General features: G+C 67.0%; 19 protein-coding genes. 10 read left to right on the forward strand and 9 right to left on the reverse strand.

What is annotated here, in order from left to right; translation table 11 throughout:
* Nucleotides 1–92: 92 nt before the first annotated feature.
* Complete coding sequence (locus RT697_RS04730) at nucleotides 93–1,154, forward strand: LacI family DNA-binding transcriptional regulator (RefSeq protein WP_313697280.1); 1,062 nt, start codon at nucleotides 93–95, stop codon at nucleotides 1,152–1,154.
* A 500-nt stretch (nucleotides 1,155–1,654) separates the two neighbouring features.
* Here the strand turns inward: RT697_RS04730 and RT697_RS04735 are convergent, their stop codons facing one another.
* Complete coding sequence (locus tag RT697_RS04735) at nucleotides 1,655–2,503, reverse strand: class I SAM-dependent methyltransferase (protein ID WP_313697218.1); 849 nt, start codon at nucleotides 2,501–2,503, stop codon at nucleotides 1,655–1,657.
* A gap of 161 nt (nucleotides 2,504–2,664) precedes the next feature.
* Here RT697_RS04735 and RT697_RS04740 point away from each other — a divergent pair, with 161 nt between their 5' ends.
* The 5 genes from RT697_RS04740 to RT697_RS04760 all read left to right on the forward strand — a co-directional run bounded on the left by RT697_RS04740 (nucleotide 2,665) and on the right by RT697_RS04760 (nucleotide 9,667).
* Nucleotides 2,665–4,782, forward strand: coding sequence for a transcriptional regulator (locus RT697_RS04740; protein ID WP_313697219.1), 2,118 nt, complete (start codon nucleotides 2,665–2,667; stop codon nucleotides 4,780–4,782).
* Between the two features lie 128 nt (nucleotides 4,783–4,910).
* Nucleotides 4,911–5,366, forward strand: coding sequence for a MarR family transcriptional regulator (locus RT697_RS04745; protein ID WP_313697220.1), 456 nt, complete (start codon nucleotides 4,911–4,913; stop codon nucleotides 5,364–5,366).
* An 82-nt stretch (nucleotides 5,367–5,448) separates the two neighbouring features.
* Entirely contained in the window at nucleotides 5,449–6,906 is a 1,458-nt protein-coding gene (locus tag RT697_RS04750) for an efflux transporter outer membrane subunit (RefSeq protein WP_313697221.1), read from the forward strand.
* A gap of 50 nt (nucleotides 6,907–6,956) precedes the next feature.
* Nucleotides 6,957–8,126 carry an efflux RND transporter periplasmic adaptor subunit gene (locus RT697_RS04755; protein ID WP_313697222.1) on the forward strand — a complete coding sequence of 390 codons (1,170 nt, stop codon included), beginning with the start codon at nucleotides 6,957–6,959 and terminating at the stop codon, nucleotides 8,124–8,126.
* Between the two features lie 14 nt (nucleotides 8,127–8,140).
* Entirely contained in the window at nucleotides 8,141–9,667 is a 1,527-nt protein-coding gene (locus tag RT697_RS04760; RefSeq protein ID WP_313697223.1) for an MFS transporter, read from the forward strand.
* Between the two features lie 25 nt (nucleotides 9,668–9,692).
* Here the strand turns inward: RT697_RS04760 and RT697_RS04765 are convergent, their stop codons facing one another.
* From RT697_RS04765 to RT697_RS04795, 7 genes are all read right to left on the reverse strand, one after another.
* The gene (locus RT697_RS04765) at nucleotides 9,693–10,955 is read right to left on the reverse strand and encodes a nitrate- and nitrite sensing domain-containing protein (protein WP_313697224.1); all 1,263 of its coding nucleotides are present in this window, start codon (nucleotides 10,953–10,955) and stop codon (nucleotides 9,693–9,695) included.
* Nucleotides 10,956–10,997: 42 nt separating this feature from the next.
* Nucleotides 10,998–11,774, reverse strand: a complete 777-nt coding sequence (cobA, locus tag RT697_RS04770; protein WP_313697225.1) for a uroporphyrinogen-III C-methyltransferase — start codon at nucleotides 11,772–11,774, stop codon at nucleotides 10,998–11,000.
* Nucleotides 11,775–11,786: 12 nt separating this feature from the next.
* Entirely contained in the window at nucleotides 11,787–13,532 is a 1,746-nt protein-coding gene (locus RT697_RS04775) for a bifunctional protein-serine/threonine kinase/phosphatase (protein ID WP_313697226.1), read from the reverse strand.
* Nucleotides 13,533–13,543: 11 nt separating this feature from the next.
* Nucleotides 13,544–14,356, reverse strand: coding sequence for a formate/nitrite transporter family protein (locus RT697_RS04780; RefSeq protein WP_056562246.1), 813 nt, complete (start codon nucleotides 14,354–14,356; stop codon nucleotides 13,544–13,546).
* A 49-nt stretch (nucleotides 14,357–14,405) separates the two neighbouring features.
* On the reverse strand, nucleotides 14,406–14,756 hold the full coding sequence (nirD, locus tag RT697_RS04785) for a nitrite reductase small subunit NirD (RefSeq protein WP_313697227.1): 351 nt from the start codon (nucleotides 14,754–14,756) through the stop codon (nucleotides 14,406–14,408).
* Entirely contained in the window at nucleotides 14,756–17,317 is a 2,562-nt protein-coding gene (gene nirB, locus RT697_RS04790; RefSeq protein WP_313697228.1) for a nitrite reductase large subunit NirB, read from the reverse strand. Before nirB ends, nirD begins: the two co-directional genes overlap by 1 nt.
* A gap of 563 nt (nucleotides 17,318–17,880) precedes the next feature.
* Entirely contained in the window at nucleotides 17,881–18,771 is an 891-nt protein-coding gene (locus RT697_RS04795) for a LysR family transcriptional regulator (RefSeq protein WP_313697229.1), read from the reverse strand.
* A 339-nt stretch (nucleotides 18,772–19,110) separates the two neighbouring features.
* Here RT697_RS04795 and RT697_RS04800 point away from each other — a divergent pair, with 339 nt between their 5' ends.
* The gene (locus tag RT697_RS04800; protein WP_313697230.1) at nucleotides 19,111–20,739 is read left to right on the forward strand and encodes a GMC family oxidoreductase; all 1,629 of its coding nucleotides are present in this window, start codon (nucleotides 19,111–19,113) and stop codon (nucleotides 20,737–20,739) included.
* 68 nt (nucleotides 20,740–20,807) lie between these two features.
* Here RT697_RS04800 and cfa read toward each other — a convergent pair whose 3' ends face one another.
* Complete coding sequence (gene cfa / locus RT697_RS04805) at nucleotides 20,808–21,998, reverse strand: cyclopropane fatty acyl phospholipid synthase (RefSeq protein WP_313697231.1); 1,191 nt, start codon at nucleotides 21,996–21,998, stop codon at nucleotides 20,808–20,810.
* Between the two features lie 286 nt (nucleotides 21,999–22,284).
* Between cfa and RT697_RS04810 the strand changes: the two genes are divergently transcribed.
* The 3 genes from RT697_RS04810 to greB all read left to right on the forward strand — a co-directional run bounded on the left by RT697_RS04810 (nucleotide 22,285) and on the right by greB (nucleotide 24,751).
* Nucleotides 22,285–23,217 (forward strand): alpha/beta fold hydrolase, encoded by a 933-nt coding sequence (locus tag RT697_RS04810; protein ID WP_409517401.1) that lies wholly within the window; start codon nucleotides 22,285–22,287, stop codon nucleotides 23,215–23,217.
* A gap of 69 nt (nucleotides 23,218–23,286) precedes the next feature.
* A complete protein-coding gene (locus RT697_RS04815) occupies nucleotides 23,287–24,132 on the forward strand; it encodes a 3',5'-nucleoside bisphosphate phosphatase (RefSeq protein WP_313697232.1) in 846 nt (281 codons plus the stop codon).
* Nucleotides 24,133–24,199: 67 nt separating this feature from the next.
* Nucleotides 24,200–24,751, forward strand: a complete 552-nt coding sequence (greB, locus tag RT697_RS04820; RefSeq protein ID WP_313697233.1) for a transcription elongation factor GreB — start codon at nucleotides 24,200–24,202, stop codon at nucleotides 24,749–24,751.
* The last annotated feature ends 209 nt before the right edge of the window (nucleotides 24,752–24,960 follow it).

Below are 24,960 nucleotides of genomic sequence, written 5' to 3' on the forward strand. Positions count from 1 at the left end.
TTATGATGTTTTTTGATGTGCCACAAAACCGCCTGAGCCGTGCGGCACTGTGGACAATAGTGAATAGGCGCTATCATCGTCAAATCTTATTCATGATGGTTTTTGATGTGAATAAAAGTGCATCCTCTCGTGGACTTGCCCGGCTGGCGGATGTGGCCGCCCGTGCTGGCGTGTCGACCGCGACGGCCGATCGCGTGCTGAACCGCCGCCCTGGCGTGCGCCCGGCCACGGCGCAAAAAGTCTTCAAGGCCGCCATCGATCTGGACTACCTGCCGGACGACGAGGTGTACGCGGCCCCCGCGCCCGAGCCGATGCGGCTGGTGTTCCTGCTGCCTCGCGGCAGCAACCGCTATTTGCGTATGCTGGGCGACACGGTCAGCTTCGCGCACGAGCACTTCGCGCCGCTCAATGCCAAGTGCCACGTCGAGTATGTGGAAAGCTTCAATCCCGACGCGCTGGCTCAGGCGCTGGTCAAGCATGGCAAGCGGGCCGACGGAATTGCGTTCATGGCGCTGGAGCACCCGGTGGTGCGCGAGGCCGTGAACGCGCTGGCGCAGCAGGGCGTGCCGACGGTGACGCTGATCTCGGACATCGCCAACAGCGCGCGCACGGCTTACGTGGGGTTGGACAACCGCGCCGCGGGGCGGACGGCCGGCTATTTGATCGCCCGCTTCATCGGGTTGCGGGCGGCGCATGTCGCGTTGATTGCCGGGTCACGGCATTACCGTGCGCATGAAGAACGCGAGAGCGGGTTCCTGCAGTTGTACGCCGAACAGTTTCAGGCGATGCAGGTCGTGGACTTGCGCGAAGGCTATGACGATGCGCAGCGCAATTACGAGCAGACGCGGCAACTGCTGGAGCAATATCCGCAGTTGGCCGGGATTTACAACATCGGCGGTGCGTCTGATGGCGTGGCTCGTGCGTTGAAAGAGGCAGGGCAGCAGCACCGGGTTGTTTTCATCGGGCATGGCTTGACGCCCGATACGCGGTCGTTGCTGATCGACGGCACGATGGATGCCGTGATCACGCAGAGCCCGATGGAAGCGCTGATGAGCTGCGTGCGCATTTTCAGCAATCTGCGGGACAAGCGCAGCGCGATGAACGGGGTGGAATTGGCGCGTAGCCAGGTGATATTCCGGGAGAACCTGCCGTAGGGGCGGCGGCTTGCCTGGGGTCCGGTGTCTGACATCCTGCATGTGGCCCCGGTGTCTGGCACCCTTGAGGCAAGTCCTTGGCATGACGACTGTCTCGGCAGGGTGTCAGACACCTCATCTGGCGGCGGCGTGGCTGTGGCCCCGGTGTCTGACACCCTTGGGGCACGTCCTTGGCATGACGACTGTCTCCCCAGGGTGTCAGACACCTCATTTAGTCCTACGTTCTGGCCGGTGACTGACACCTCATTCAGTCCTACACGACGGATTGAAGCGCGCCCGCATTTGCGCCAATCGGCGAATCGCGGGCGTATTATTTCGGCTATGGGCTCGCGCCCAGTGCGGCAGCGGCGGGGCATGCCGCTGCCTACTTCAACGGATGGTTCCTCTACAACGGTTGCTCGGCGCTTGCCGGCGGACGGCCGTGAAGGCGTTGCGCCATGGACCACACAGCCGACCTTCGGGCAAACCCCGCCTTTTCCGTGGCGGGGTTTGCCGCGCGATCACCGGCGGGTGACCACGATTTCCATGTACTCGCTGGGCACCACGACCGCCGAATCGCCGGAGCGGTTGAAGCGTTCGATCTGCGCGGTGATGTCGGCCGTCAGCGCCGTCTGCGCCGCGGGTTCCAGCGCGCCGAAGGCCTTGAGCAGCGGACCGTAGTAGGTCTTGAAGACCTGCATCCAGTGCTCGGGCGAACGGTAGCGGAACACGAAGTGGCGCGGTTCGCACTGAATCGACGCGGCTTGCGATCCGAACATCTCTTCGATGCGCGCCTTGGTGCCCCACAGCGCGGGGGACTTGACGCCGGCGGGCGGGGGCAGGTGCTTGCCGATGGTCTTGAAGATCTGGCCGATGAAGCCGTCGGGCGTCCAGTTGGCCAGGCCGATCTTGCCGCCGTGCTTGCACACGCGCATCAGTTCGGACGCGGCTTTGTCCTGGTCTGCCGTGAACATCACCCCGAAGGTCGACATGACGACGTCGAACGCGGCGTCGGGGAAGGGCAGCGCCTCGGCGTCGGCCTCCTGGAATTCGATCTTCAGGCGTTCCGCGGCGGCGCGTTCGCGGCCGCGGCTGAGCAGCGCGGGCACGTAGTCGGTCGACGTGACATCGCACCAGCGGCGGGCGGCGGCCAGCGTGGCGTTGCCGTTGCCGGCGGCAACGTCCAGCACCTTCTGGCCGGCGCGGACATCAAGGGCTTCGCAAAGCTGTTCTCCCACAATCTGCAGCGTGGTGCCGACGACGGCGTAGTCCCCGGAGGACCAGGTGCCCTGCTGGCGGGTCTTCAAGGCGGCCAGATCGGGCTGTGCGGTTTCGCGCACGTCACTGGTGGCAAGGGAGGAAATGGACATGGTGAGTCTCCGTTATTGCGTGGGGTGCGCGACGGCATCCATTGCCAGCGCGCCGGGGTAGTGCAACCAGCGCCGCGAAGGAATTCGCGTGCCGTGCGCCCCGGAACCAACGATAAAAACCGGGCGTGGAGGCGAGCGTGGTAGCGGGCGTGGAATCTGCCGTGGATTCGACCGGCGCCGGCATCCACGTGCGAATGCTCGGGCCGATGGCGATCAGCCGCGGCGGCGCGCAGCTGGCGTTGCCGCCGTCGCGCAAGCTGCGGGGGCTGATCGCCTACCTGGCGCTGGCCCCCAACGCCGTGATGCGCTCGCACCTGTGCGAATTGCTGTGGGACATTCCGAACGATCCGCGTGGGGAGTTGCGCTGGTGCCTGAGCAAGGCGCGCGGCCTCCTGGACGAGCCGGGCCACCGCCGGGTCGAGACGGTGCAGGACGCCGTGCGGCTGGAGCTGTCCGATTGCCGCGTGGATGTCATCGACATCGGCGCGGCGATGCAGGCGGGCATCGACAAGGCAAGCCCAGAAGGGCTGCGCGCCCTGTCGGCGCTGTTCAAGGGCGATTTCCTGGAAGGGCTGGAGATCGGCCGCAGCCCGTTCTTTCATAGCTGGCTGACCGCCCAGCGGCGACGGCTGCGTGCCTGCCATGCGGCCGTGCTGGCGCACCAGGCCGCGAGCCTGCCGGCGGGCGCGCAGGAGCGTTTCGCCTGCCTGGACAAATGGCTGCAACTGGCCCCGTTCGATTCGCAGGCGCACGAACTGATGCTGGACGCGCTGGGACTGCGCGGGCAATGGCGCGAAGGCGAAGAACATCTGGCCGCGGCCGTGCGGGCTTTTGAGGCCGAGGGGCTGGATGGGCGGCCGTTGCGCGAGGCGTGGCGCGACGTGCGCGCCCGACGGGCCGGCGGCGTGCAGGCGTCTGGGCAGGTCTTGGGTCAAGCTACGGATCCGGCTCTTGCGGTGGCGCCGTGGTCTGGAGGGGCGGCGGCGACGATCACGGCAAATCCAGCCGCGCAGATCACGGCCGTCCCACCGTTCCAGCCGCCGCCCGAAGCGGATTCGCTTTCCCGCCTATCCGACCCCCTCCCGGACCGGCGCGGACGAGCATCAATCGCGGTCATGCCGTTTGTGGACCGGTCCGCGCAAGCCGGCGTGCGGGGCGGCTTGGCGGACGGCCTGGCCTTTGACGTGATCGCGCGGCTGGCAAAGCTGCGCAGCCTGTTCGTCATCGCGCAAGGCACCGTGTTTGCGCTGGATCAGCGCAGCGTGGGACCGGAGGAAGCGGGCCGCACGCTCAACGTCGACTACGTCGTCAGCGGCTCGCTGCGGCGTCACGGCCAGCGCCTGGCCGTGGACGTGCAACTGGTCGACTCGCGTACGGCGCGCATCGTCTGGGCCGATGTCCTCGATCATCCGTTCGACGACGCGCTGCTGGCGCTGGACGAGATCGGCAACCGGATCGTGGCGTCCGTCGATATCGAGATCGAGGCCGCCGAGCGCAACCGCGCGATCCTGACGCCGCCCAATTCGCTGGACGCGTGGCAGGCGCATCACCGCGGCCTGTGGCACATGTACCGGTTCAACCGCACCGATAACGAGCAGGCGCGGCATTTCTTCGAGATGGCGGTGCGGCTGGATCCGACGTTTTCGCGGGCCTACGCGGGCTTGTCGTTCACGCATTGGCAGACGGCGTTTCAGCGCTGGGACGAGCAGGGCGACGCCATCGACCGTGCGTTCGAAACCGCCGGGCAAAGTCTCATCGCCGATGACCGGGATCCGGCGGCGCATTGGGCGATGGGGCGGGCGCTGTGGCTGCGCGGCAGCCAGGACCAGTCGGTCAGCGAACTGCAGATCGCCGTGGATCTCAGCCCGAACTTCGCGCTGGGCCATTACACGCTGGGCTTTGTCGACTGCCAGATGGGCGACGCGCAAGCCGCCATCGGCGCATCCGACCATTCCCGCCATCTGAGCCCCTTCGACCCGCTGCTCTTTGGCATGCTGGCGGTGCGCGCGCTGGCGCTGGTGCGGCTGGGCCGGATCGAGGAGGCGGCCGGATGGGCGATCAAGGCGGCCGCGCGACCCAACGCGCATGTGCACATCCTGGCGATTGCCGCGTGCTGTCTGTCGCTGGCCGGCAGGACCGACGAGGCGCTGGGCTTTTTGCCCGCCATCCGCAAGGCGCAGGCGTCCTACCGCGTCGACGACTTTCTGGCGTCGTTCCGGCTGGAACCGGACACGCAGGCCCTGTTCCGCGAGGGCGCGCGGCGGATAGGAATCGGGTGATGCCTAGCGGGCGGCGGAAAGCACCGGCGTACGAAATCCGCCACGCACCGTCAGATTCCTCTTGCTAAGTAACTGCCTAGGCAGCTAATATCCATCCGTTGATTCCACGGCTGCGCGCCAGGCCCCTCATGAGCAACGCAAAACCTTCCGTTCTGGACGAACTGTGCACCGGCGAGCTGGGGTTCCTGGTGACATCCGTGCGCAACGGCATTCACGAAAACCTGGACCGCGAGCTCGCACCGCTGCAGATCACCGTTCAGCAGTACGTGGTGCTCAACTGCCTGGTCAAAGGGTGGGGCCGCACGCTCAGCGACTTCTGCAGGGTGCTGGCGTATGACTCGGGCGCGATGACCCGGCTGCTGGACCGGATCGCCGCCAAGGGATTTATCCGCCGGGTGGAAAACGAAGCCGACCGCCGCAGTTCGCTGATCGAGCTGACGGAGCAGGGCAAGGCGGCGTTCCCGCAGGCGCGGCAGGTCACCGAGGTGGCGTTTCGCCGATTGCTGGGCGGGTTTTCCGAAGCGGAAGCGGAACTGCTGCAAAAGCTGCTGTCGCGCATTTTGATCAACGCGCGGGCGGACTAGCTTTCGGCGGGTCCGCCGATTTTTTTATCTATTTATCTGCCTAGGCATATACAGCCTGGGCAAAAGAAAGGCCTGAGTCATCATGCAAGTCCTCAACCGATTTCTTCTCAGCCCGCAGCGCGCCGGGCGCGTCCTGGGGCTTACGTTGTGCGCGGTGCTGCTTGCCGGATGCGCCGGCACGGGCGATTTGCATACCCATTCGACCGTGGGCAGCGCGAACGAACTCGCGGCCGCCACGACACTGCAAGCGACGCCGGTGTCCCCCGCTGCATGGCCGACCGGGGCGTGGTGGGAGAGCTTCGGCGACGCGCAGTTGAATCAGCTTGTGCAGGCCGCGCTGGCCGAGCAGCCCAGCCTGCGGGTCGCGGCCGCGCGCGTGCGGCAGGCGGATGCGCTGGCCAGCGTCGCGGGGGCGCCGCTGTCGCCGCAGGGCAATCTGAACGGCCGCGCGACGCGCCAGCGGTTCAGCGAAAACAGCACCACGCCGCAGCCTTTGGCCGGCTCGTGGGATTGGACCGCTGACCTGCAGGCAGGCGTGGGCTACGAGATCGACTTTTGGGGCAAGAACCGGGCCGCGCTGGACGCCGCCCTGCAGCGCGCGCAGGCCGCCGAGGTGGACCGCCATGCCGCCGAGCTGATGCTGACGACGTCGCTGGTCCGCGCGTACCTGAAGCTGGACACCGCCTTTCTGCTGCGCGATCTGGCCGAAGAGACCCTGCGCCAGCGCGAGGACACGCTGAAACTGACCCAGCGCCGCGTCGACGCGCAACTGGATTCGCGTCTGGACATGAAGCAGGCCGAAGCCGCGCTGCCCGCGACGCGTGAGCGCATCGCCGCGTTGAACGAACAGATCGCCCTGACGCGCAATCAGGTGGCGGCATTGGTGGGTCGCGGCCCGGACGCGGGCATTCAGGTGCGCCGGCCGGCACTGCGCGGCGGTTTCGCCGAAGCGATCCCCACGACGGTGCCTGCCGAACTGATCGGCCGCCGTCCCGACGTGGTGGCGCAGCGCTGGCGCGTGGAAGCGGCCGGCGCCGAGATCAAGGTTGCCCGCGCGCAGTTCTACCCCAACGTCAGCCTGACGGCGTTTGCCGGCCTGCAGAGCCTGGGTCTGTCGGACCTGCTCGATGCCGGCAGCCGCGTGCTGGGCATCGGCCCGGCGATTTCGCTGCCGGTCTTTGACGGCGGCCGTCTGCGCGGCAACCTGGGCGCGCGGCAGGCCGAGTACGACGTGGCGGTCGAGCAATACAACGGCACGCTGGTCACGGCGCTGCACGACGTGGTGGACCAGCTTGTGTCGCTGCGCTGGCAGGCCGAGCGGTCAACGCAACAGCACGAAGCGCTGCGGCTGACGCAGGAAGCCTACGACATGGCGTCCGCGCGCTATCGCAGCGGCGTGGGCAGCTATCTGCAGGTGCTGTCCGCCGAAGGCCAGGTGCTGCAGCAGAAGCAGTTGCTGATCGAACTGGACACGCGCAACCGCGCGCTGCATCTGGAACTGATCCGGGCGCTGGGCGGGGGGTATGTGCCCGAGACATGAACCGCCATCCCCATCCATCCGTTCCTTCCCATACTGATTCCCCGCAAGCCATGAAGCCCGAAACCACCCCGAACCCGCCGTCCTCATCACGCCGCCCGCGCGGCAGCCTGGCACGCAAAATAGCGGTCAGCGGCGCCGCGATTCTGGCCGTCGCCGTGCTGGCCGGCGCCTATGCCGAATACTCCGACGGCCGTTGGGTTTCGACGGAAGACGCCTATGTCGAGGGCAACGTCGTGCAGGTGACGCCGCAGATCGGCGGCGTGGTGACCGCGATCCGCGCGGACAACACCGACCGGGTCGCGGCGGGCGCGGTGCTGATCGAACTGAACGGCGTGGACGCGCAACTGGCGCTGGACGCCGCGCGCGCGAATCTGGCGCGCAGCGTGCGTCAGGTGCGCGGTCAGTTCGCAATGGCCGGGCAGGATGGCGCCACCGTGGCGCTGCGCAAGGTCGACCTGGCCCGCGCGCGGGAAGACGTGGCGCGGCGGACTGCGCTGGCGAAGATAGGCGCCATCCCCGGCGAGGAACTGGTCCATGCGCAACAGGCCGTGCGCACGGCCCGCGCCGCGCTGGACGTTGCGAACGAACAGCTCAAGCGCAACCACGCACTGATCGACGGCACCACGGTCGAATCGCACCCGGACGTGCAGGCCGCGGCCGTGCAACTGCGCAACGCCAGCGTGGCGCTTGCGCGGACCAAGGTCCCGGCGCCCGTGGGCGGCGTGGTCACCAAGCGCGGCGTGCAGGTCGGGCAGCGCGTGGCGGCCGGCGCGCCGCTGATGTCGGTGGTGCCGCTGGATCAGCTGTGGGTCACGGCCAACCTGAAGGAATCGCAGTTGCGCCATGTGCGCGTCGGGCAGCCCGTCAAGCTGACCACCGACCTGTACGGCGGCGGCGTGGTCTATCACGGCCGCGTGCTGGGCCAGGAGGCGGGCACGGGCAGCGCGTTTTCGCTGCTGCCGGCGCAGAACGCCACCGGCAACTGGATCAAGGTGGTGCAGCGCGTGCCGGTGCGCATCGCGCTGGACCCGGCCGAGGTCGCCGCGCAGCCGCTGCAGCTTGGCCTGTCGATGCGGGTTGAGGTGGATACCGAGGCGCGCGACGGCAAACGCCTGGTCGCGGCGCAAGGGCAGGCGCAGGCCTACACGACGGCGGTGTATGCCGACGAACTGGCCCAGGCCGACGCCCAGGTGCGCGCCATCATCGACGCCAACCTCTGACCCGGCGGCGCATCATGTCCCAACCCAAGCCCCCGGTCTCGCTGCTGCTGGTCATCGGCGCACTGACGTTCATCGACTTCCTGCAGAACGGCATGGCCACGTTTGGCGCCGCACCCATCATGGGCGAGATCGGCGCCAGCCCCGAGGAATACACGCACATCGCGCTCATCTACGCCTGCGTGGCGGTGATGATGATCGCGTTGCAGGGCTGGCTGACGCACCGGCTGGGTCTGCGGGTCTACCTGCTGGCGTCGCTGGCGGCCGCGGGCGTGGGCGCGGCCGTGTGCGCGTTGGCAGAGGACCAGGCCGGGTTCCTGCTGGGGCGGGTGCTGATGGCGATGGGCTGCGCGGCGATGCTCACGTCGTCCCGGCTGACCGTGAACCTGATTCCGCCCAGTCCGGCGCGGTTTCTGGGCATCAAGGCGCTGGCCACCGGCCTGTGCGTGGGCACGGCGCTGGCGCCCTGGCTGGCCGCGATGGCGGTCGAGCACGATGGCTGGCCGTTGATGTTCTGGTTGATTGCGGCGCTGTCGTTGCTGGCGATGGCGCCGGTCATGCTGGCCATGCCGGGCCGCGGGGCGGGTTCGGTGCTGGCCGGCAACGTGCGCCTGCTGCCGATCGCCGCGCTGGGCGCGGGCAGTTTTCTGGTGCTGCATGCCTTGCAGCGCGCCTATTACGACTTCTTCAGCCAGGGCAATTTCCTGGCGCTGTCGGCCGCGGCGGGCGTGGGCGCGCTGGGTTACTTCGTGTGGTCGGAGACGCGCAACGGCGCGCCGCTGCTCAGGCTGGGCGGCATGAAGGAGGTGCGGTTCCTGTGCGGGCTTGGCCTCTTCATGGTCTGCTACGTGATGCTTGGCGCCAACGGCTACCTGGTGCCCCTGATGCTGCAACGTGCGCTGGGGCAGGCGTGGATCACTGCGGGCGAGTTCTTCGCGATGGGGCTGGGGGCGGGCGTGCTGACCTGGGTGGTGATGTCGCAATTGCTGCCGCGCTGGCCGTCGCCGCGCAAGTTTTTCGTGACCGGGTTTCTTGCGCTGGCGGGGTTCGGGGTGTTGATGTCGCGCCTGACGCCCACGGCCAACATGTGGACCGACGTGTTTCCCGCGCTGGCCTGCTACGGCATGTTCATCATGACCCTCATGCCCACGACCGCGATGCAGACCTTCACCGGCCTGACGGGCGATCCGGCCGTGTTTGCCCATGCGCAGCAGGTCAAGAACATGCTGGCGCAGATCGGCCAGGCGCTGGGCATCATGCTGGCCACCGTCGGCCAGCAGTGGTTCACGTCGCGGCACTACACGGTGCTGCAGGAAAGCATCGCGACAGGCAATGCGCAGTTTGAAGCGGCGATGGCGCAGCTGACCGCCTATTTCACTGCAGCGGCGGGGCCGGCAGAGGCGCAGCAGCTTGCCACGGCGCAGATTGCGCAACTGCTGAACCAGCAGTCGGTGCTGCTGGCCAGCCTGGATCATTTCCAAATCGTGGCGGGGGTGGCGCTGGCGGCGGCGGCCGTCAGTTTGGTCCAGCGCGTATTCCGCTAGGGCATTTACCCTTTAACCCGGCGATTCAGTTGCCGCCCAGCTGCGCGATGATCTGCCGCGCCACGTCCGCCAGCGACAGGCCACCGTCCATCGCCGCGCGTTGCAGGCGCTCATGCGCCGCCTGCTCGGTCAGGCCGTAGCGGCTGATCAGCAGCAGCTTGGCGCGGTCGATGCGTTTTCTGTCGTCCAGCGCGCCACGCACGCTGGTCAGCGCATCGTCGGCATGCTGCATGCGCAGCGTCTGCTCGCGCATCATGTCCAGAATCGACCGTTCCAGCTCGCTGCCCACGCCGTCTTCGGGCGGCACGTCCAGAATGCGGCTCTGCACACTGAACACCATGCTGGGGGCGCGGCCGCTGGCGTGATCGGTGTAGCGGCTGAGCAAGAGGCGGCGGTCGTCCAGTTCCTGGCGGGTGTCGGCGATGCGCCGGGCGCATTGCTGCGCCAGTTCCTGCGCCAACTGCGTTTCGACGTGGCGCATGGCGTCGATGCGCGCGGTGCACAGGTCGAACCACAACTCAGCCAGACCGCTGTCGACACGCTGCGCGTCCGAGGTGTGCTGCGCCATGTCGCGCATGCGTTGCACCGGCTGCGCCTGCTGCTGAACCTGGTCCCACGCCTGCAACGGCGCGCCCTGCGCGTACTGCGTGTAGACGCCGAAGCTGCGCGCCTGGTTGGCCGCCAGGCCCAGCATGCGCGCCTTGCGGGCGTCGTCGAACCAGCCGGCCGTAAAGCCCATGACGCCGCAGGCGCGCTCCTGGCCGCTCAGCTCCTTGCCTTGCATGAAATTAAGCAGCGCCACCAAGAGGCGCGTCACGTCCGGGTCCAGCGAAGAGTCGGCGGCTTCGAAGACGACCGCCAGCAGGCTGCCGATCACCTGGGTGAAGCGGGTATCGGCGTCTTCCACCTGAATGCGGCGGTCGCGGACCTCTCGGCGCAAGGCCGGCAATTCGTCCAGACGGAAGAGGGCGTACGCAATGCAATTGAGCAGACGCGCGCGGCTGCTGCCGGCCGCCGTGTCGGCCTCCAGGCCGTCCAGGAACGCGCGCACATCGGTTTCCACGGCCTGCGCGTCGCTCGACAGGCCGGCCAGCGCCGGCTGCAACCGGTCCGCTGCGCTGCACAGGGTCAGGTTGGAATAGCCGCGCTCTTTTTGCAGCGCGTGCACCAGCGCGCTGATGCGCAGCACCAGGTCACAGGTGGCGGCCAGGACTTCCAGTCCCTGGAGCTCGCTGCGGCGGGCGGCGAGCAGAAAGCGCAGCGGCGGCGGCATGTGGCGTTCGGCCATCGGAATCTCTATGCGGGGTAAGGCGCGGTGTCTTCGCGGAAATCAGGCCAATAGTCTTTGCGGCGCAATGGTGCCGGCCGCGTCGTCCAGCACGCCGTACATCCGGCAGGCGGCAACTTCGCCAATGACCAGCACGGCAGGACTGCGTAACCGGAAGGCCTGGGCATCGGACGCCATGCCGGCCAGTGTCGACGCACAAACCCGCTGGCCGGGAAGCGACGCGCGCTCGATCATCGCCACCGGCGTCTCCGGGGCCATGCCGGCGTCCAGCAACTGGCGAGTCATGTCGTGCACCTTTGCCACGCCCATGTAGACCACCAGCGTCGTGCCGCTGCGCGCCAACCCGGACCAATCGGGCGTTGCGCCGTCCTGCGAATGCGCGGTGATGAGTGTAACGCCCTGGGCCATGCCGCGTTGCGTCAGCGGGATGCCGGCGGACGTGGCCGCGGCCAGCCCGGCGGTGATGCCGTTCACGATCTCGCAGGCCACACCGTGGTCGCTGAGCCACTGCGCTTCTTCGCCGCCGCGGCCGAAGATGCAGGGGTCGCCACCCTTCAGCCGCGCCACGCGCAGGCCCTGGCGGGCATAGCGCAGCATCAGGCGCTGAATGAAGTCCTGCGGCGTGGAGCGGCAGCCCCCACGCTTGCCCACGCGCACGATGCGCGCTTGGGGGCAGTGCTCCAGGATCTCGGGGTTGACCAGGTCGTCGACCAGGACCACGTCGGCCCGGGCCAGCGCCTTGACGGCTTTCAAGGTCAGCAGCTCGGGGTCGCCGGGGCCGGCGCCGATCAGGGACACGGAGGGATTCGTGGCGGGCATGGTCGTCTCGTTTCAGGAGTTCAGGGCCTGGATCACGATCACGATGGCCAGGACAAGGCACAGGCCTTTCCAGAAAGCCACCGGATTGCGTTCCAGCAGGGGCAGGCGTTCACCGCCGCGCACGTCGGGCGGATTGCGCAGCGCGTGCGTGAATTCGGACAGCTCGGTCGTGCGGTGCTGCGGATCGGGATGCAGGGCGCGGCTGAGCACGCTGTCGATCCAGGCCGGGATTTCGCGTTCCCGGTCCAGCACGGACACGTAGGTCAGCCGCAGTTGCGCGGCGCGGCTGCGCGAGCGGGCCACTTCGGCGCCGTAGGGCAGGCGGCCGGACAGCATCTGGTACAGGATCGCGGCCAGCGAATAGATGTCGGACCGCGCCGTGCCGGCTTCGCCCAGGAAGTATTCGGGCGCCGCGTATTGGGCGGTGCCTAGCACCGGCATGGCGTCGTCGGCATCGGCGCCGAGTTCCTGGATGCCGGCGGTGCGAGCCGAGCCCAGATCGATGATCTTTGCGGTGCCGTCCGGCGTGATGAGGATGTTGTCCGGCCGCAGATCCTGATGCACGATCTCCAGCCGGTGAAACGCCTGCAGGCCACGCGCGATCTGCTCGATGATGGCGACCGCCGGTTCCAGGGCCGGGCGTGGGTTGGCGGCCATCCATTGCGTCAACGTGCGGCCTTCGATGTATTCGCTGACGGTGTAGAGCGAGCGGCGCTGGCGCGTGCGGGGCCATGCCCGGACGACGTGGCGGCTGTCGATGCGGCGCGCCAGCCATTCCTCGGTCAGCAGGCGTTCGAGATACGCGGGGTCGTGCCGCAGGTCCAGTGACGGGATCTTGATGACGACGGTGTCGCCGCTGTCGATGTCTTCGGCTAGGTAGACGTGGCTGCGGCTGCTGGCGCGCAGCTCGTCCGTGATGCGAAAGCCTTCGAACGTCTGACCCACGTCCAGCAGCGGCGGACAGGGCAGGCTGCCGGAGTATTGGGCCATTTCGGCCGCCTGGCGCGTGGGCAGCGCGTCGACGCGCACGATCTGCATGGTCAGGTTGTCGTCGCTGCCGCGGGCAAGCGCCAGCGCGACCAATGCGCGCGCGGCGGCGTCCAGGTCGCCGGTGTGGGCGGCCACGGCCTCGCGCAGATCGTCGTCGGCGACATGCTCGTAGACGCCATCGGTCGCCAGCAGGAACACGTCGCCTGGTTCCACGGCCTGGGTGTGATAGTCGATTTCCAGGTGCGGCGCCAGGCCCAGCGCGCGGCCCAGATAGCTTTTGTCGTGCGCGACCCAGACGCGGTGGTCCTCGGTCAGCTGCTCGACTACGCCGTCCCGCAGACGATAGATGCGCGCGTCGCCGATATGCAGGATGTGCGCGGTGGCGCCCTTGAGCACCATCACGGTCAGCGTGCAGACGTAGCCGCTGTCCTGATCCTGCCCGTGGCGCTGGCGGCTCTGCGAATGCAGCCACGCGTTGGCGGCGCTGAGCACCTTCTGGGCCGACTTCTTCACCGACCAGGTTTCGGGCGTGCAGTAATAGTCTTCCAGAAAGCTGGCCACCGCCGTTTCGCTGGCGATGTGGCTGACGTTGCTGCTGCTGATGCCGTCGGCCAGCGCGATGGCGATGCCCTTGGCGCCCAGCAACGGCTCGCCCGGCACGCACAGCCCGTGAAAGTCCTGGTTGACGGACTTGACGCCGGGATCCGTGTGCTGGCCCACCGCCACTTTCAGCGAGGCGGCGGGCGCGCCGGGTGTGAAGCTGTCCATGCCGGGGCGTATCAGTTGAAGCGGCGCTTGGGCGCGGTCTTCATGTGCGTGGTGTAGAGCGTCAGGCCCGTCAGCGAAATGCCGCCGATCAGGTTGCCCAGCACCACCGGGATTTCGTTCCAGATCATGTAGTCCATGATCGAGAAGTTGCCGCCCATGATCATGGCCGACGGGAACAGGAACATGTTGACGATGGAGTGCTCGAAGCCCATGGCGAAGAACAGCATGACGGGCATCCACATGGCGATGACCTTGCCGCTGACGGTGGTCGAGATCATGGCGCCCACGACGCCCAGCGACACCATCCAGTTGCACAGCACGCCGCGGATGAAGATCGTCAGCATGCCGCCCGCGCCATATTCCTTGTAGCCCAGCGTGCGGTCTTCGCCGATGTGCGAGATGACCTGGCCGACCTTGTTGGGCGGCACCGAAAAGCCGTAGGTGAAGACGATGGCCATCAGCACGGCGACGGTCAGCGCGCCCAGGAAGTTGCCCACGAAGACCTTGCCCCAGTGCTTGAGGATGCCGCCCATCGTGACGCCGGGCCGCTTGTCGAAGAGCGCCAGCGGGGTCAGCACGAAGACGCCCGTCAGAAGGTCGAAGCCCATCAGGTACAGGATGCAGAAGCCGACCGGAAAGAGCGCGGCGCCGAGGATGGGCGAGCCGGTCTGCACCGTGACGGTGACGGCGAAGACCGCGGCGATCGCGAGGATGGCGCCGGCCATGAAGGCGCGGATCAGGACGTCGCGGGTCGCCATGTAGAGCTTCGATTCGCCGGCATCCACCATCTTGGTGACGAACTCGGAGGGAGCTAGGTAGGACATGAAGTTTCCTGTTGCTGTGCTGATGTGTTGAATACGTGTGCGGCGGCCGTCAGGCGATTTCGACCGCGTCGCCGTTGAAGCGCGCCTGCCAGGTCTGCAGGCGTTGTTCGGGAAATTGCACGCAGCTGCCGTCCGCCAGCCGGAAGTGCTGCTTGTAGAGGGGGGACGCCACCACCAGGTCGCCGGCCAGCTGGCCCACGATGCCCCGGCCGATGACGTTGGCGCCGGACTTCGGATCGCGGTTCGACACGGCGTACAAAGTCTGGTCCGCGGCGTCGGGCAGGTAGAACAGCGCGACCTGCGCGCCGTCGACCAGCGCGACGACGCCCGAGTTGGCGACGAGGTCCTGGCGGACGCACGCGTGGCGCCAGGTGGGTTGCGGGTTGGGCAGGGCGGCCATCAGACGATCTCCTCGGCAATCGGGATGACGCGCTGAGCGGCGCGCGCCGGGGCCGGGCGGGGCTGGCCGCGTTCCTGCACGAACTGGATGTCGGGATCGCCCTGGCTGTCGTTCACGAACGTACGGAAGCGCTTGAGCTTTTCGGGGTCGCTGATGGCGTTGGCCCACTCGCATTCGTAGCGGTCCACCACCAGTTGCATCTGCGCTTCAAGCTCGGCGCCCAGACCCAGGCTGTCGTCGATCACGACCGCCTTCAGGTAGTCCAGGCCGCCTTCCAGCGATTCGCGCCACACCGACGTGCGCTGCAGCTTGTCGGCCGTGCGGATGTAGAACATCAGCAAGCGGTCGATGTAGCGGATGAGGGTGGCGTCGTCCAGGTCCGTGGCGAAGAGTTCGGCGTGGCGCGGCCGCATGCCGCCGTTGCCGCACACGTACAGGTTCCAGCCGTTCTCGGTGGCGATCACGCCGATGTCCTTGCTTTGCGCCTCGGCGCATTCGCGGGTGCAGCCGGACACGGCGAACTTCAGCTTGTGCGGCGCGCGCAGGCCCTTGTAGCGGTGCTCGATGTCCAGCGCCATCTTCACGCTGTCCTGCACGCCGAAGCGGCACCAGGTGCTGCCCACGCAGGATTTCACGGTGCGGGTGGACTTGCCGTAGGCGTGGCCCGTCTCGAAGCCGGCGGCGATCAGTTCGGACCAGATGCCGGGCAGCTCGTGCAGTTGCGCGCCGAACAGATCGATGCGCTGGCCCCCCGTCACCTTGACGTACAGGTTGTATTTCTTGGCGACCATGCCGACGGCGATCAGGCCATCCGGCGTGACTTCGCCGGCCGGCATGCGCGGCACCACCGAATAGGTGCCGTTCTTCTGCATGTTGGCCATGAAGGTGTCGTTGGTGTCCTGCAGCGGCACCAGGTGCGGGTCCTGAATCGGACGGTTCCAGCAGGACGCCAGGATCGAGCCGATGGCGGGCTTGCAGATCTCGCAGCCGACGTGGCCCCGGCCGTGGCTGGCCAGGACTTCCTCAAAGGTCTCGGCGCCGCTCACGCGCACGATCGCGTACAGCTCCTGGCGGGTGTAGGCAAAGTGCTCGCACAGGCTCTTGTCCACCACGACGCCGCGGCTGGCGAGTTCGTGTTCGACCACCTGCTTGAGCAGGCCCGCGCAGCCGCCGCAGCCCGAGGCCGCCTTGGTGCAGGCCTTGACGCCGGCCAGGTCCGTACAGCCGCCGTCGATGGCGTCGCAGACCGCGCCCTTGCTGACGTTGTGGCAGGAGCAGATCGTGGCGGTGGCGGGCAGGGCGTCCACGCCCAGCAGCGGGGCGGCCTGGCCCTGCGGCAGGATCAGGCTGGACGGATCGGCGGGTGGCGCGATGCCATTCTGCGCGTATTGCAGCAGCGTGTCGTAGTAGCTGTTGTCGCCCACCAGAACCGCTCCCAGCACGCGCTTGCCGTCTTCGGAAATCACCAGTCGGCGGTAGCTGGAGCCGGCCTCGTCGATGAACCGGTAGCTGCGCGAGCCGGGCGTGGCGCCGTGCGCGTCGCCGATCGATCCCACGTCCACGCCCAAGAGCTTGAGCTTCGTGGACATGTCGGCGCCCGAAAACGCCTGTTCCGGTGCGCCGCAGAGTTCGGCGGCGACGATGCGGGCCATTTGGTAGCCGGGGGCGACCAGGCCGAACACCGTGCCGTTCCACGACGCGCATTCGCCGATGGCGTAGATGTTCTCATCGCTGCTGCGGCAGCGGTCGTCGATGGCGACGCCGCCGCGTTCTGCCAGCGCCAGCCCGGCCTTGCGCGCCAGGAACACCTGCGGACGGATGCCGGCCGAAAACACGATCAGGTCCGTTTCCAGCGGCGCGCCTTCGGCAAAGCGCATGCGGTAGCGGTATTGCGTGCCCGGCTTGATGTCCTGCGTTGCGCGCGACAGGTGCACGCCCACGCCCAGCGACTCGATGCGCGCCTTCAGCGCCGCGCCGCCAGCCTCGTCCAGCTGCACCGGCATCAGGCGTGGCGCGAATTCCACGACATGGGCTTCCAGATTCAGGGATTTGAGCGCGTTGGCCGCTTCCAGTCCCAACAGGCCGCCGCCCACGACCACCCCGCGCCGCGCGCCGCTGGCGGCTTCGCGGATCAGGTCCAGGTCGTCGATGCTGCGGTACACCAGGCGCGAATTGCCCTCGGCGCCCGCGATGGGCGGCACGAAGGGATAGGAGCCGGTCGCCAGCACCAGCTTGTCGTAGGCGTAGCGGCCATTGGCGGTGATGACTTCCCGGGCGTGGCTGTCGATGTCCAGCACGGGCTCGCCCAGTCGCAGCGACACGCCGTCGTGCTCATAAAGCGAGGCCTCGCCCAGCGCCATCGACTCGGCATCCCGCCCGTTCAGGTATTCGGAAAGATGGACGCGGTCATAAGCGCGGCGGGTTTCCTCGCCGAAGATGGTGATGCGATAGCGCTCGAGAGCGCCGCGGGCGATCAATTGCTCGACGCAATGATGACCCACCATGCCGTTGCCGATGACAACCAGCGTCTGCAAGGAATCGGATGTGGCCGCTGCATTCATGGGATTTCCCCAGGCTTGGATTTTCGGATTTCAAAAGACAAACGGCGCCCTGGACCTTGCGGTCGGGGCGCCATTGCCGGTATTGCTCACGTTGTCTTGCCGGGTCTGCACCCGCACATAGGCAATTAAGCAAAGTCCATGCCAGGTATGTCGAGGAGCGATGTGTCGGGGGGGATTCCCTTGCTAGTCATAGGGAAGGAGGGCGGTTTGAAGGGGAGATGAGGGGGAGCGGCCGGATCGCGGGGATTCGCGCGCATGCTTCGTATCGGTGCATATCTGCGTGCGGACTGCACCTGTTTGGCGCAGTGCAACATGGTTGGGTGGCGGCGGTGGTCGTGGTTGGCGATAGCGGCGAGGATGGCGACGACGACGCTGTGGGCGATGACGATGGGGGTTGGGGATGGCGATGGTGAGGGCGACGGCGACGGCGATGGCAATGGCAATGGCGACCGGAATGGCGACGGCAATGCGGTGGGTGCCACGATCGCGATGGCGGCGACAACGTCAGGGGCTGGCGGCCGATGGCCGAGCCCATCGCCGCTAGCCGATCGCTGACAGCGGATTCAGGCGAATGCCGCCCGCACCGCGGCGAAAGCGGCGGCCACCAGCGGATGGTCGCGTCGCGCGGCCTGGGTGATGAACGACAGTTCGGCCTGGATCGACAGGCCCTTCACGAGCTGCAGGCCGCTGGACTGCGATTCGCGCAGCGCGATGGCGTCGCGTGCGAGAGACAGGCCCACGCCGGAGCGGACCAGATCCAGCATGGAGGCTTCCTGGTCCACCTCGGCGACCGCGTGGGGCGTGATGCCCAGCGCGTCGAACTTGTCGGACAGCAGGCGGTGATGGACCGAATCCGGCGGGGTCCAGATCCAGGGCAGCGCCGCAATCTCCGCCCAGTCCCGGCCGGCGACCTGCGCGCTCCAGCTTTTTGGGGCGACGACGTAATAGGAAAAGGAAGCGAGCGGTTGGGCGTGCAGGCCCGAAGGCTGGCTGCCGTCCCGGGTTTGCGGCCCCAGAAAGAACCCCACGTCCAGTTCCCCGGCACGAACCTGGCGGCCGACCGATCCCGACATGCCGTGCCGCAGGGTGGGGCGGATCTTCGGGTAATGCTCGACCAGATACTGCAGCGTGGCGCCCAGCCGCAGGAATTCCGGGTCCAGGATCGTCCCGATGCGCAATTCGCCCTGAACGGTATCGCGCAACGCCCCGATGGCACGCTGAAAGTCATCCAGCGCATCCAGCACCCGCTGCGCCGCCGGCAACAACGCCCGACCGTCCGCGTTGGGCGCCAACCCTTGCGCCGAGCGCGAAAACAGCGTCAGGTCCAGCGACTCCTGAAAGTTCTTGAGCTGCAGGCTAAGCGCAGGCTGCGTCAAATGCAGATGCTCGGCCGCGCGCGTCAAATTGCCTTCCCGCGCGACGGCGGCAAATGTGCGGATGTGCTTCAGGTCCATGGATGCTTCCGGAAATCGGGTTAGAGGGTGTCAGACACCTCATTTAGTCCTACAAAGCCATGGGCGCCTTTCGTGGCATGCCGCCGGTGTCTGACACCCCTGCGGCGGTGTGCCGGCTAGACGACTGTCTCGCACGGGTGTCAGACACCTCGACCCAACTCAGAAATCACCCGAGCAATATTAGAGACGCTAATAATCCCCTTTTCAACATTTCATTGGACAGCCGCCCCGACCTGCGCCAGAGTCTTGCCAGATTCCTGGCGCGCGTCCAACGTCGTAGCTGGGGCGGCTCACCGTGCCGGCGTCCGTTTCGGGCCCGCGACTTGATAAGAAGAGCTTATGGAGACATACGACTACATCATCGTGGGCGCGGGTTCGGCCGGCTGCGTGCTGGCCAACCGCCTGAGCCGCGATCCCGCCGTGCAGGTGCTGCTGCTGGAAGCCGGCGGGCGCGACAACTATCACTGGATTCACATCCCCGTCGGTTACTTGCACTGCATCGGCAACCCGCGCACGGACTGGATGTACCGAACGGCCGAGGAGCCGGGGCTGGGCGGGCGCTCGCTCATCTATCCGCGCGGCCGCGTGCTGGGCGGGTGTTCTTCGATCAACGGCATGATCTACATGCGCGGCCAGAAGCAGGACTACGAGGACTGGGCCGCGCTGTCGGGCGACGCGGCCTGGAGCTGGGATCAGGTGCTGCCGGTCTTCAAACGCAGCGAGGACTACCACCGCGGCGCCGACGACTTCCACGGCGCGGGCGGCGAATGGCGCGTGGAATCGCAGCGCCTGCGCTGGGACATTCTGGAAGCGTTCGCCTCAGCCGCCGAACAGGAAGGGATCCCGCGCGTGCAGGACTTCAACCGCGGCGACAACTTCGGCAGCGGCTACTTCGAGGTCAACCAGCGCAGCGGCTGGCGCTGGAATACGTCCAAGGCATTCCTGCGGCCGGTGCGCAAGCGCCCGAACCTGCACGTGATGACCGGCGCGCTGGCCGAACAGCTTGAAATTGACGAAAAGCGCTGCGTCGGCGTGCGCGTCAACCAGAACGGCCGCACGATGTCGCTGCGCGCGCGGCGCGAGGTGGTGCTGGCGGCCGGCGCCGTGAATTCACCGCACCTGCTGGAAGTCTCCGGCATCGGCGAGCCCGCGCGACTGCGCGAAGCCGGCATCGCGCTGCGCCACGCCTTGCCGGGTGTTGGCGAGAACCTGCAGGACCATCTGCAATTGCGCGTCATCATCAAGGTGAACGGCGTCAAGACGCTGAACCGGATCGCGTCCACGTGGCTGGGCCGCGCGGGCATCGGGCTGGAATATCTGGTGAGCCGCAGCGGTCCGATGAGCATGGCGCCCTCGCAACTGGGCCTGTTCGCCAAATCCGATCCCGGCCAGGACCGCGCCAACGTCGAATTCCACGTACAGCCGCTGTCGTTGGGCGCATTCGGCGAACCCCTGCATGGTTTCGACGCGTTCACCGCCAGCGTCTGCAACCTGCGCCCCTCGTCGCGCGGCAGCATTCATGCACAAGGTCCGGCCGGGCAAAAAGGCTGCGAAGCGCCCGTCATCCGGCCCAACTACCTGAGCACCGACGACGACCTGCGCGTTGCCGCCGATTCGATCCGACTCGTGCGCCGCATCGCCGCCGCGCCGGCCTTGCAGCGTTATCGGCCTGATGAATGGCTGCCCGGTCCGGCGTTCCAGACCGAAGAAGAGCTGCGCCAGGCGGCCGGCAAGATCGGCACCACCATCTTTCACCCGGTGGGCACCTGCGCGATGGGCCGGGACGCCGACAGCGGGGCGGTGGTGGATGCGCAACTGCGCGTGCATGGACTGCAGGGCCTGCGCATCGCCGACGCGTCGATCATGCCGCGCATCACGTCGGGCAACACCAATTCGCCGACGATCATGATTGCCGAGCGGGCGGCCGACATGATCCGGGATGAAGCAGGGGCGGGGGCGGCGCGATAACCGTGCGCCAATGAAACAAGCCGCCCGGTCAGGGGCGGCTTGCCTGAACTCGCGCAACTGCTGCGGTTTCAGCGCAGCGACCGATACGTCTCCTGCCGCTGCGGATGCGTCAGTATCACCTGCCAAAGCTGCCCTTCGCGCGACCGGAAGAAGCCCGCGCAGCACATCAGGTAATACTTCCACATCCGGTAAAACCGGGTGCCGTAGCGCGACTCCAGCGTGGGCCAAGCCTGCTCGAAGCGGTCCCACCACGCCATCAGCGTGCGGTCGTAATCGGCCCCGAAGTTGTGCCAGTCTTCGACGATGAAGCGGCCTTCGACGGCCGTCGCAACTTCGCGCGCCGACGGCAGTTTGCCGTTGGGAAACACGTAGCGGTCGATCCACGGATCGGTGCTCTGGCTGGTGGCCGCGATACCGATCGTGTGCAGCAGGAAAATGCCTTCGGGCGCCATCAGCCGCTGCACGTTGGTGAAGTAGGTGTCGTAGTTCTTCGGCCCGACGTGCTCGAACATGCCGACCGACACCACCTTGTCGAAGCGGCCCTGCAGGTCGCGGTAGTCCTGCAGCAGCAGCTCCACGGGCAGGCCTTTGACGCGTTCCTGCGCCAGGGCCAGTTGCTCCTTGGACACGGTCACGCCGGTGACCTTGACGCCATAGCGCTCGGCCGCGAACTTGGCCAGTCCGCCCCAGCCGCAGCCGATGTCCAGCAGCGTCTCGCCTTCTTTCAGTTGCAGCTTGCGGCAGATCATGTCCAGCTTGGCGACCTGCGCCTCCTCCAGCGTCTGGGCGTGCTCCCAGTACGCGCAGGAGTAGATCATCCGGCTGTCCAGCATGGCCTCGAACACGTCGTTGCCCGCGTCATAGTGCTGTTCGCCGACTTCAAACGCCCGATGCTTGGACTGAAGATTGAACAGTTTGTGGCGCAGGTGCTCGGCGATCAGTTTGATGCGCGCCACGCCCAGCGCCGCCGATCCCATGTCGGCACGCAGCAGGCGGGTGAAGAGCTCGTCCAGTTGGTCGCAGTCCCACTCGCCGTCCATGTACGACTCGCCCAGCCCCAACGACCAGCTGGCGAACACCCGCTCGTACATATGCTTGTCATGCACCTGCATGTCCCAGGGCCGCGAGCCGTTGATCTGCACGTCGGCGCGCGCCATCAGGTCCTGCAGGATTTTTGGGGGGGCGGGGGGAGGGGAAATGACGCTGGTTTGACCGGCAGGCTGCTCGGTCAGCGGGGTGATGGGACTGCTTTGCTGCATACGGACTCCATATCAATTTTGGGATGACTGATCTGGCAATGCCTGAAACTTTTTACTTTGCGCCTTGAAAGGTGTGCAACTCCAATTTAATGAATGCATCGGGCCCATAGCCAACGGCAATGTCCGGCGCGCCGGAACACGCGGGGGGCGCTCACAGGATGCAAGGATCGTAGCCACGACGGCCGCGATAGTCCAGAGCAGGGCGCACCGGCGTTGCATAACCGATAAGATAGCGGCCAAAGTGGCGCGGCCGTGCCGGCGCGCGCCGATCGTGGAGCCTATCGAAGTGGATGCCAGCCTGGAACCCCGTTTGGAATTCGTCACGTGCGCCAGCCCGGCCGGCCTGCACCGCATGGCCTATTGGGAATGGGGCGGTCCCGCCAATGACCGCGTGCTGCTTTGCGTGCATGGTCTGACCCGCAGCGGACGCGACTTCGACGCGCTGGCGCGCCGGCTGGCAGGCACTTACCGAGTGGTCTGCCCCGACGTGGCCGGCCGCGGCCGGTCGGATTGGCTGGTCAATCCGGCGTTCTACACGGTGCCCCAGTACGTGTCCGACATGGTGACGCTCATCGCGCGCCTGCACCCGGGCAGCCTGTCGTGGGTGGGCACGTCGATGGGCGGGCTCATCGGCATGGCGTTGTCAGGCGCCGCCGCGTTCGCCAAGGCCATGCTGGCGATGCGCCCGCATGCCGGGATGCTGCCGCCCGACCAGGGCCTGCGCCTGGAGAAACTGGTGCTTAACGACGTGGGGCCGCGCCTGGAAAATGGCGCCTTGTCGCGCATCGGCCAATACGTCGGCGCGCCTGGTGAGTTCGCCACCTTCGAAGAGGCCGTGGCGACGATGCGCGCCAATTCGGAAACCTTCGGCCCGCACACGGACGCCCAGTGGGCCGAGCTGGCCAAATACCTTTACCCGCAGCAGGGCGCCAAATGGGTCAAGCATTACGACCTGGCCATCGCCCAGGCGTTGGCGGCCCAGACGCCCGAAGAACTGGCGGCAGGCGAGCAGATCCTGTGGCGGTCGTATGACGCGCTCGATTGCCCGGTCCTGATCGTCCGCGGCGAATTGTCCGACCTGCTGACGCGCGCCACGGTCGACGAAATGCTCAAACGCAATCCGCGCGCCCGGTCGCTTGAGGTGCCGGGCGTGGGCCATGCACCCACGCTGATCTCGGACGATCAGGTGAACCCGGTGGCGGATTTTCTGCTGTCCTGACCGGACGGGCGGCTATGTGGGGACGGCACCGCGCTAGGCGGTCCGCCGGGGCTTCTCTACAATAGCCGCATGAAATCGCCCACCCTGAACATCGACCTGCATTGCCATTCCACCGTTTCCGACGGCGCGCTCTCGCCCCGGGACGTGGCGCAGCGGGCGTTCGCCAACGGGGTCGATGTCTGGGCGCTGACCGACCACGATGAAGTGGGCGGCATCGCCGAAGCCGCCGCCACCGCCCAGGAACTGGGCATGCGCTTTGCCACCGGCGTCGAGGTTTCGGTCACGTGGGCGGGCCTGACCGTGCATATCGTCGGCCTGCGCTTCGATCCGCAGAACACCGCGCTGGTCGAAGGCCTGCGTAAAACCCGCTCGGGACGCGCCGAGCGCGCCAAGCGCATCGGCGACCGCCTGGCGGACATGGGCATGCCCGGTGCCTACGAAGGCGCGCTGCCGTTTGCCGGCAACCCCGAACTGATCAGCCGCACGCATTTTGCGCGATACCTGGTGCAAGCCGGTTACTGCCCCGACGTGCAGACCGTCTTCAACAAGCATCTGGGCGACGATTGCCCGGGCCATGTGCCCATGCAATGGGCCACGCTGGCTGACGCCGTGGGCTGGATCCGCGGCGCGGGCGGCCAGGCCGTCATCGCCCACCCCGGCCGCTACAAATACACCCCGCTGCAGTTTGCCGCGCTGTTCGACGAATTCCTGCAACTGGGCGGCGTGGGCATCGAGGTCAACACGGGCAGCCACACCGTGGAAGAAGCCCGCCAGTACGCCGAGGTGGCGCGCCGCTACGGCTTTCTGGCCTCGCGCGGTTCGGACTTCCACAGTCCCAAGGAAAGCCGGATGGACCTGGGCCGCCTGCCGCCTCTGCCATCCGACTTGAAGCCGGTCTGGCACGACTGGTTCTGACGCGGGCGGCCCGCGCCGCTCATTCCGAAAGCTTCGACAGTGATCGCGCCATCGCGATGCAACCGCCATGAATAAAGCCTTTGTTAAAGAGTCCGACCACGAGGACGACGACGATCTGCCGCAGGCCCAGGCGCTGCCGGCCGGCACCAAGAACTACATGACGCCCGAGGGCTACGAGCGCCTGCGCGGCGAGCTGACGCAGCTCATGAACGTGGAGCGTCCGGCGGTCGTGCAGGTGGTGTCGTGGGCCGCCTCCAACGGCGACCGCTCGGAAAACGGCGACTATCTCTACGGCAAGAAGCGCCTGCGCGAGATAGACCGCCGCATGCGCTTTCTGACCAAGCGGCTGGACATCGCCGAAGTCGTGGACCCCAAGGCCCAACCCAACCGCGACCAGGCGTTCTTTGGCGCCACGATCGTCTACGTGGACAAGGCCGGCGAGGAGCACACCGTCACCATCGTCGGCGTGGACGAGGCCGAACCCCTGGCCGGCAAGATCAGCTGGATCTCGCCGGTGGCGCGCGCGCTGATCAAGGCGCGGGTGGGCGACACGGTGGTGCTGCGCACACCGGCCGGCATCGATGAGCTGGATATTCTGGAAGTCAGCTATCCGGAATAGGGCGGGTATCAGACACCGATCGTCCCCGGTGTCAGACACCCGGGTGAGACGGCCTCAAGTTGGCGCGAATGCGTCAGGGGTGTCAGACACCTACGCTGCGTCCAGTCTGCCTGGGTGTTTTACGCATACACCGTATCAGTCCGGCCTAGGTGTCTGACACCCTGAAGCGATGGCCTCGAATCTGAACGAGTGCCTGTTGGGTGTCAGAC

This window comes from Achromobacter sp., from assembly GCF_032113835.1.
Classification (GTDB): Bacteria; Pseudomonadota; Gammaproteobacteria; order Burkholderiales; family Burkholderiaceae_B; genus Achromobacter.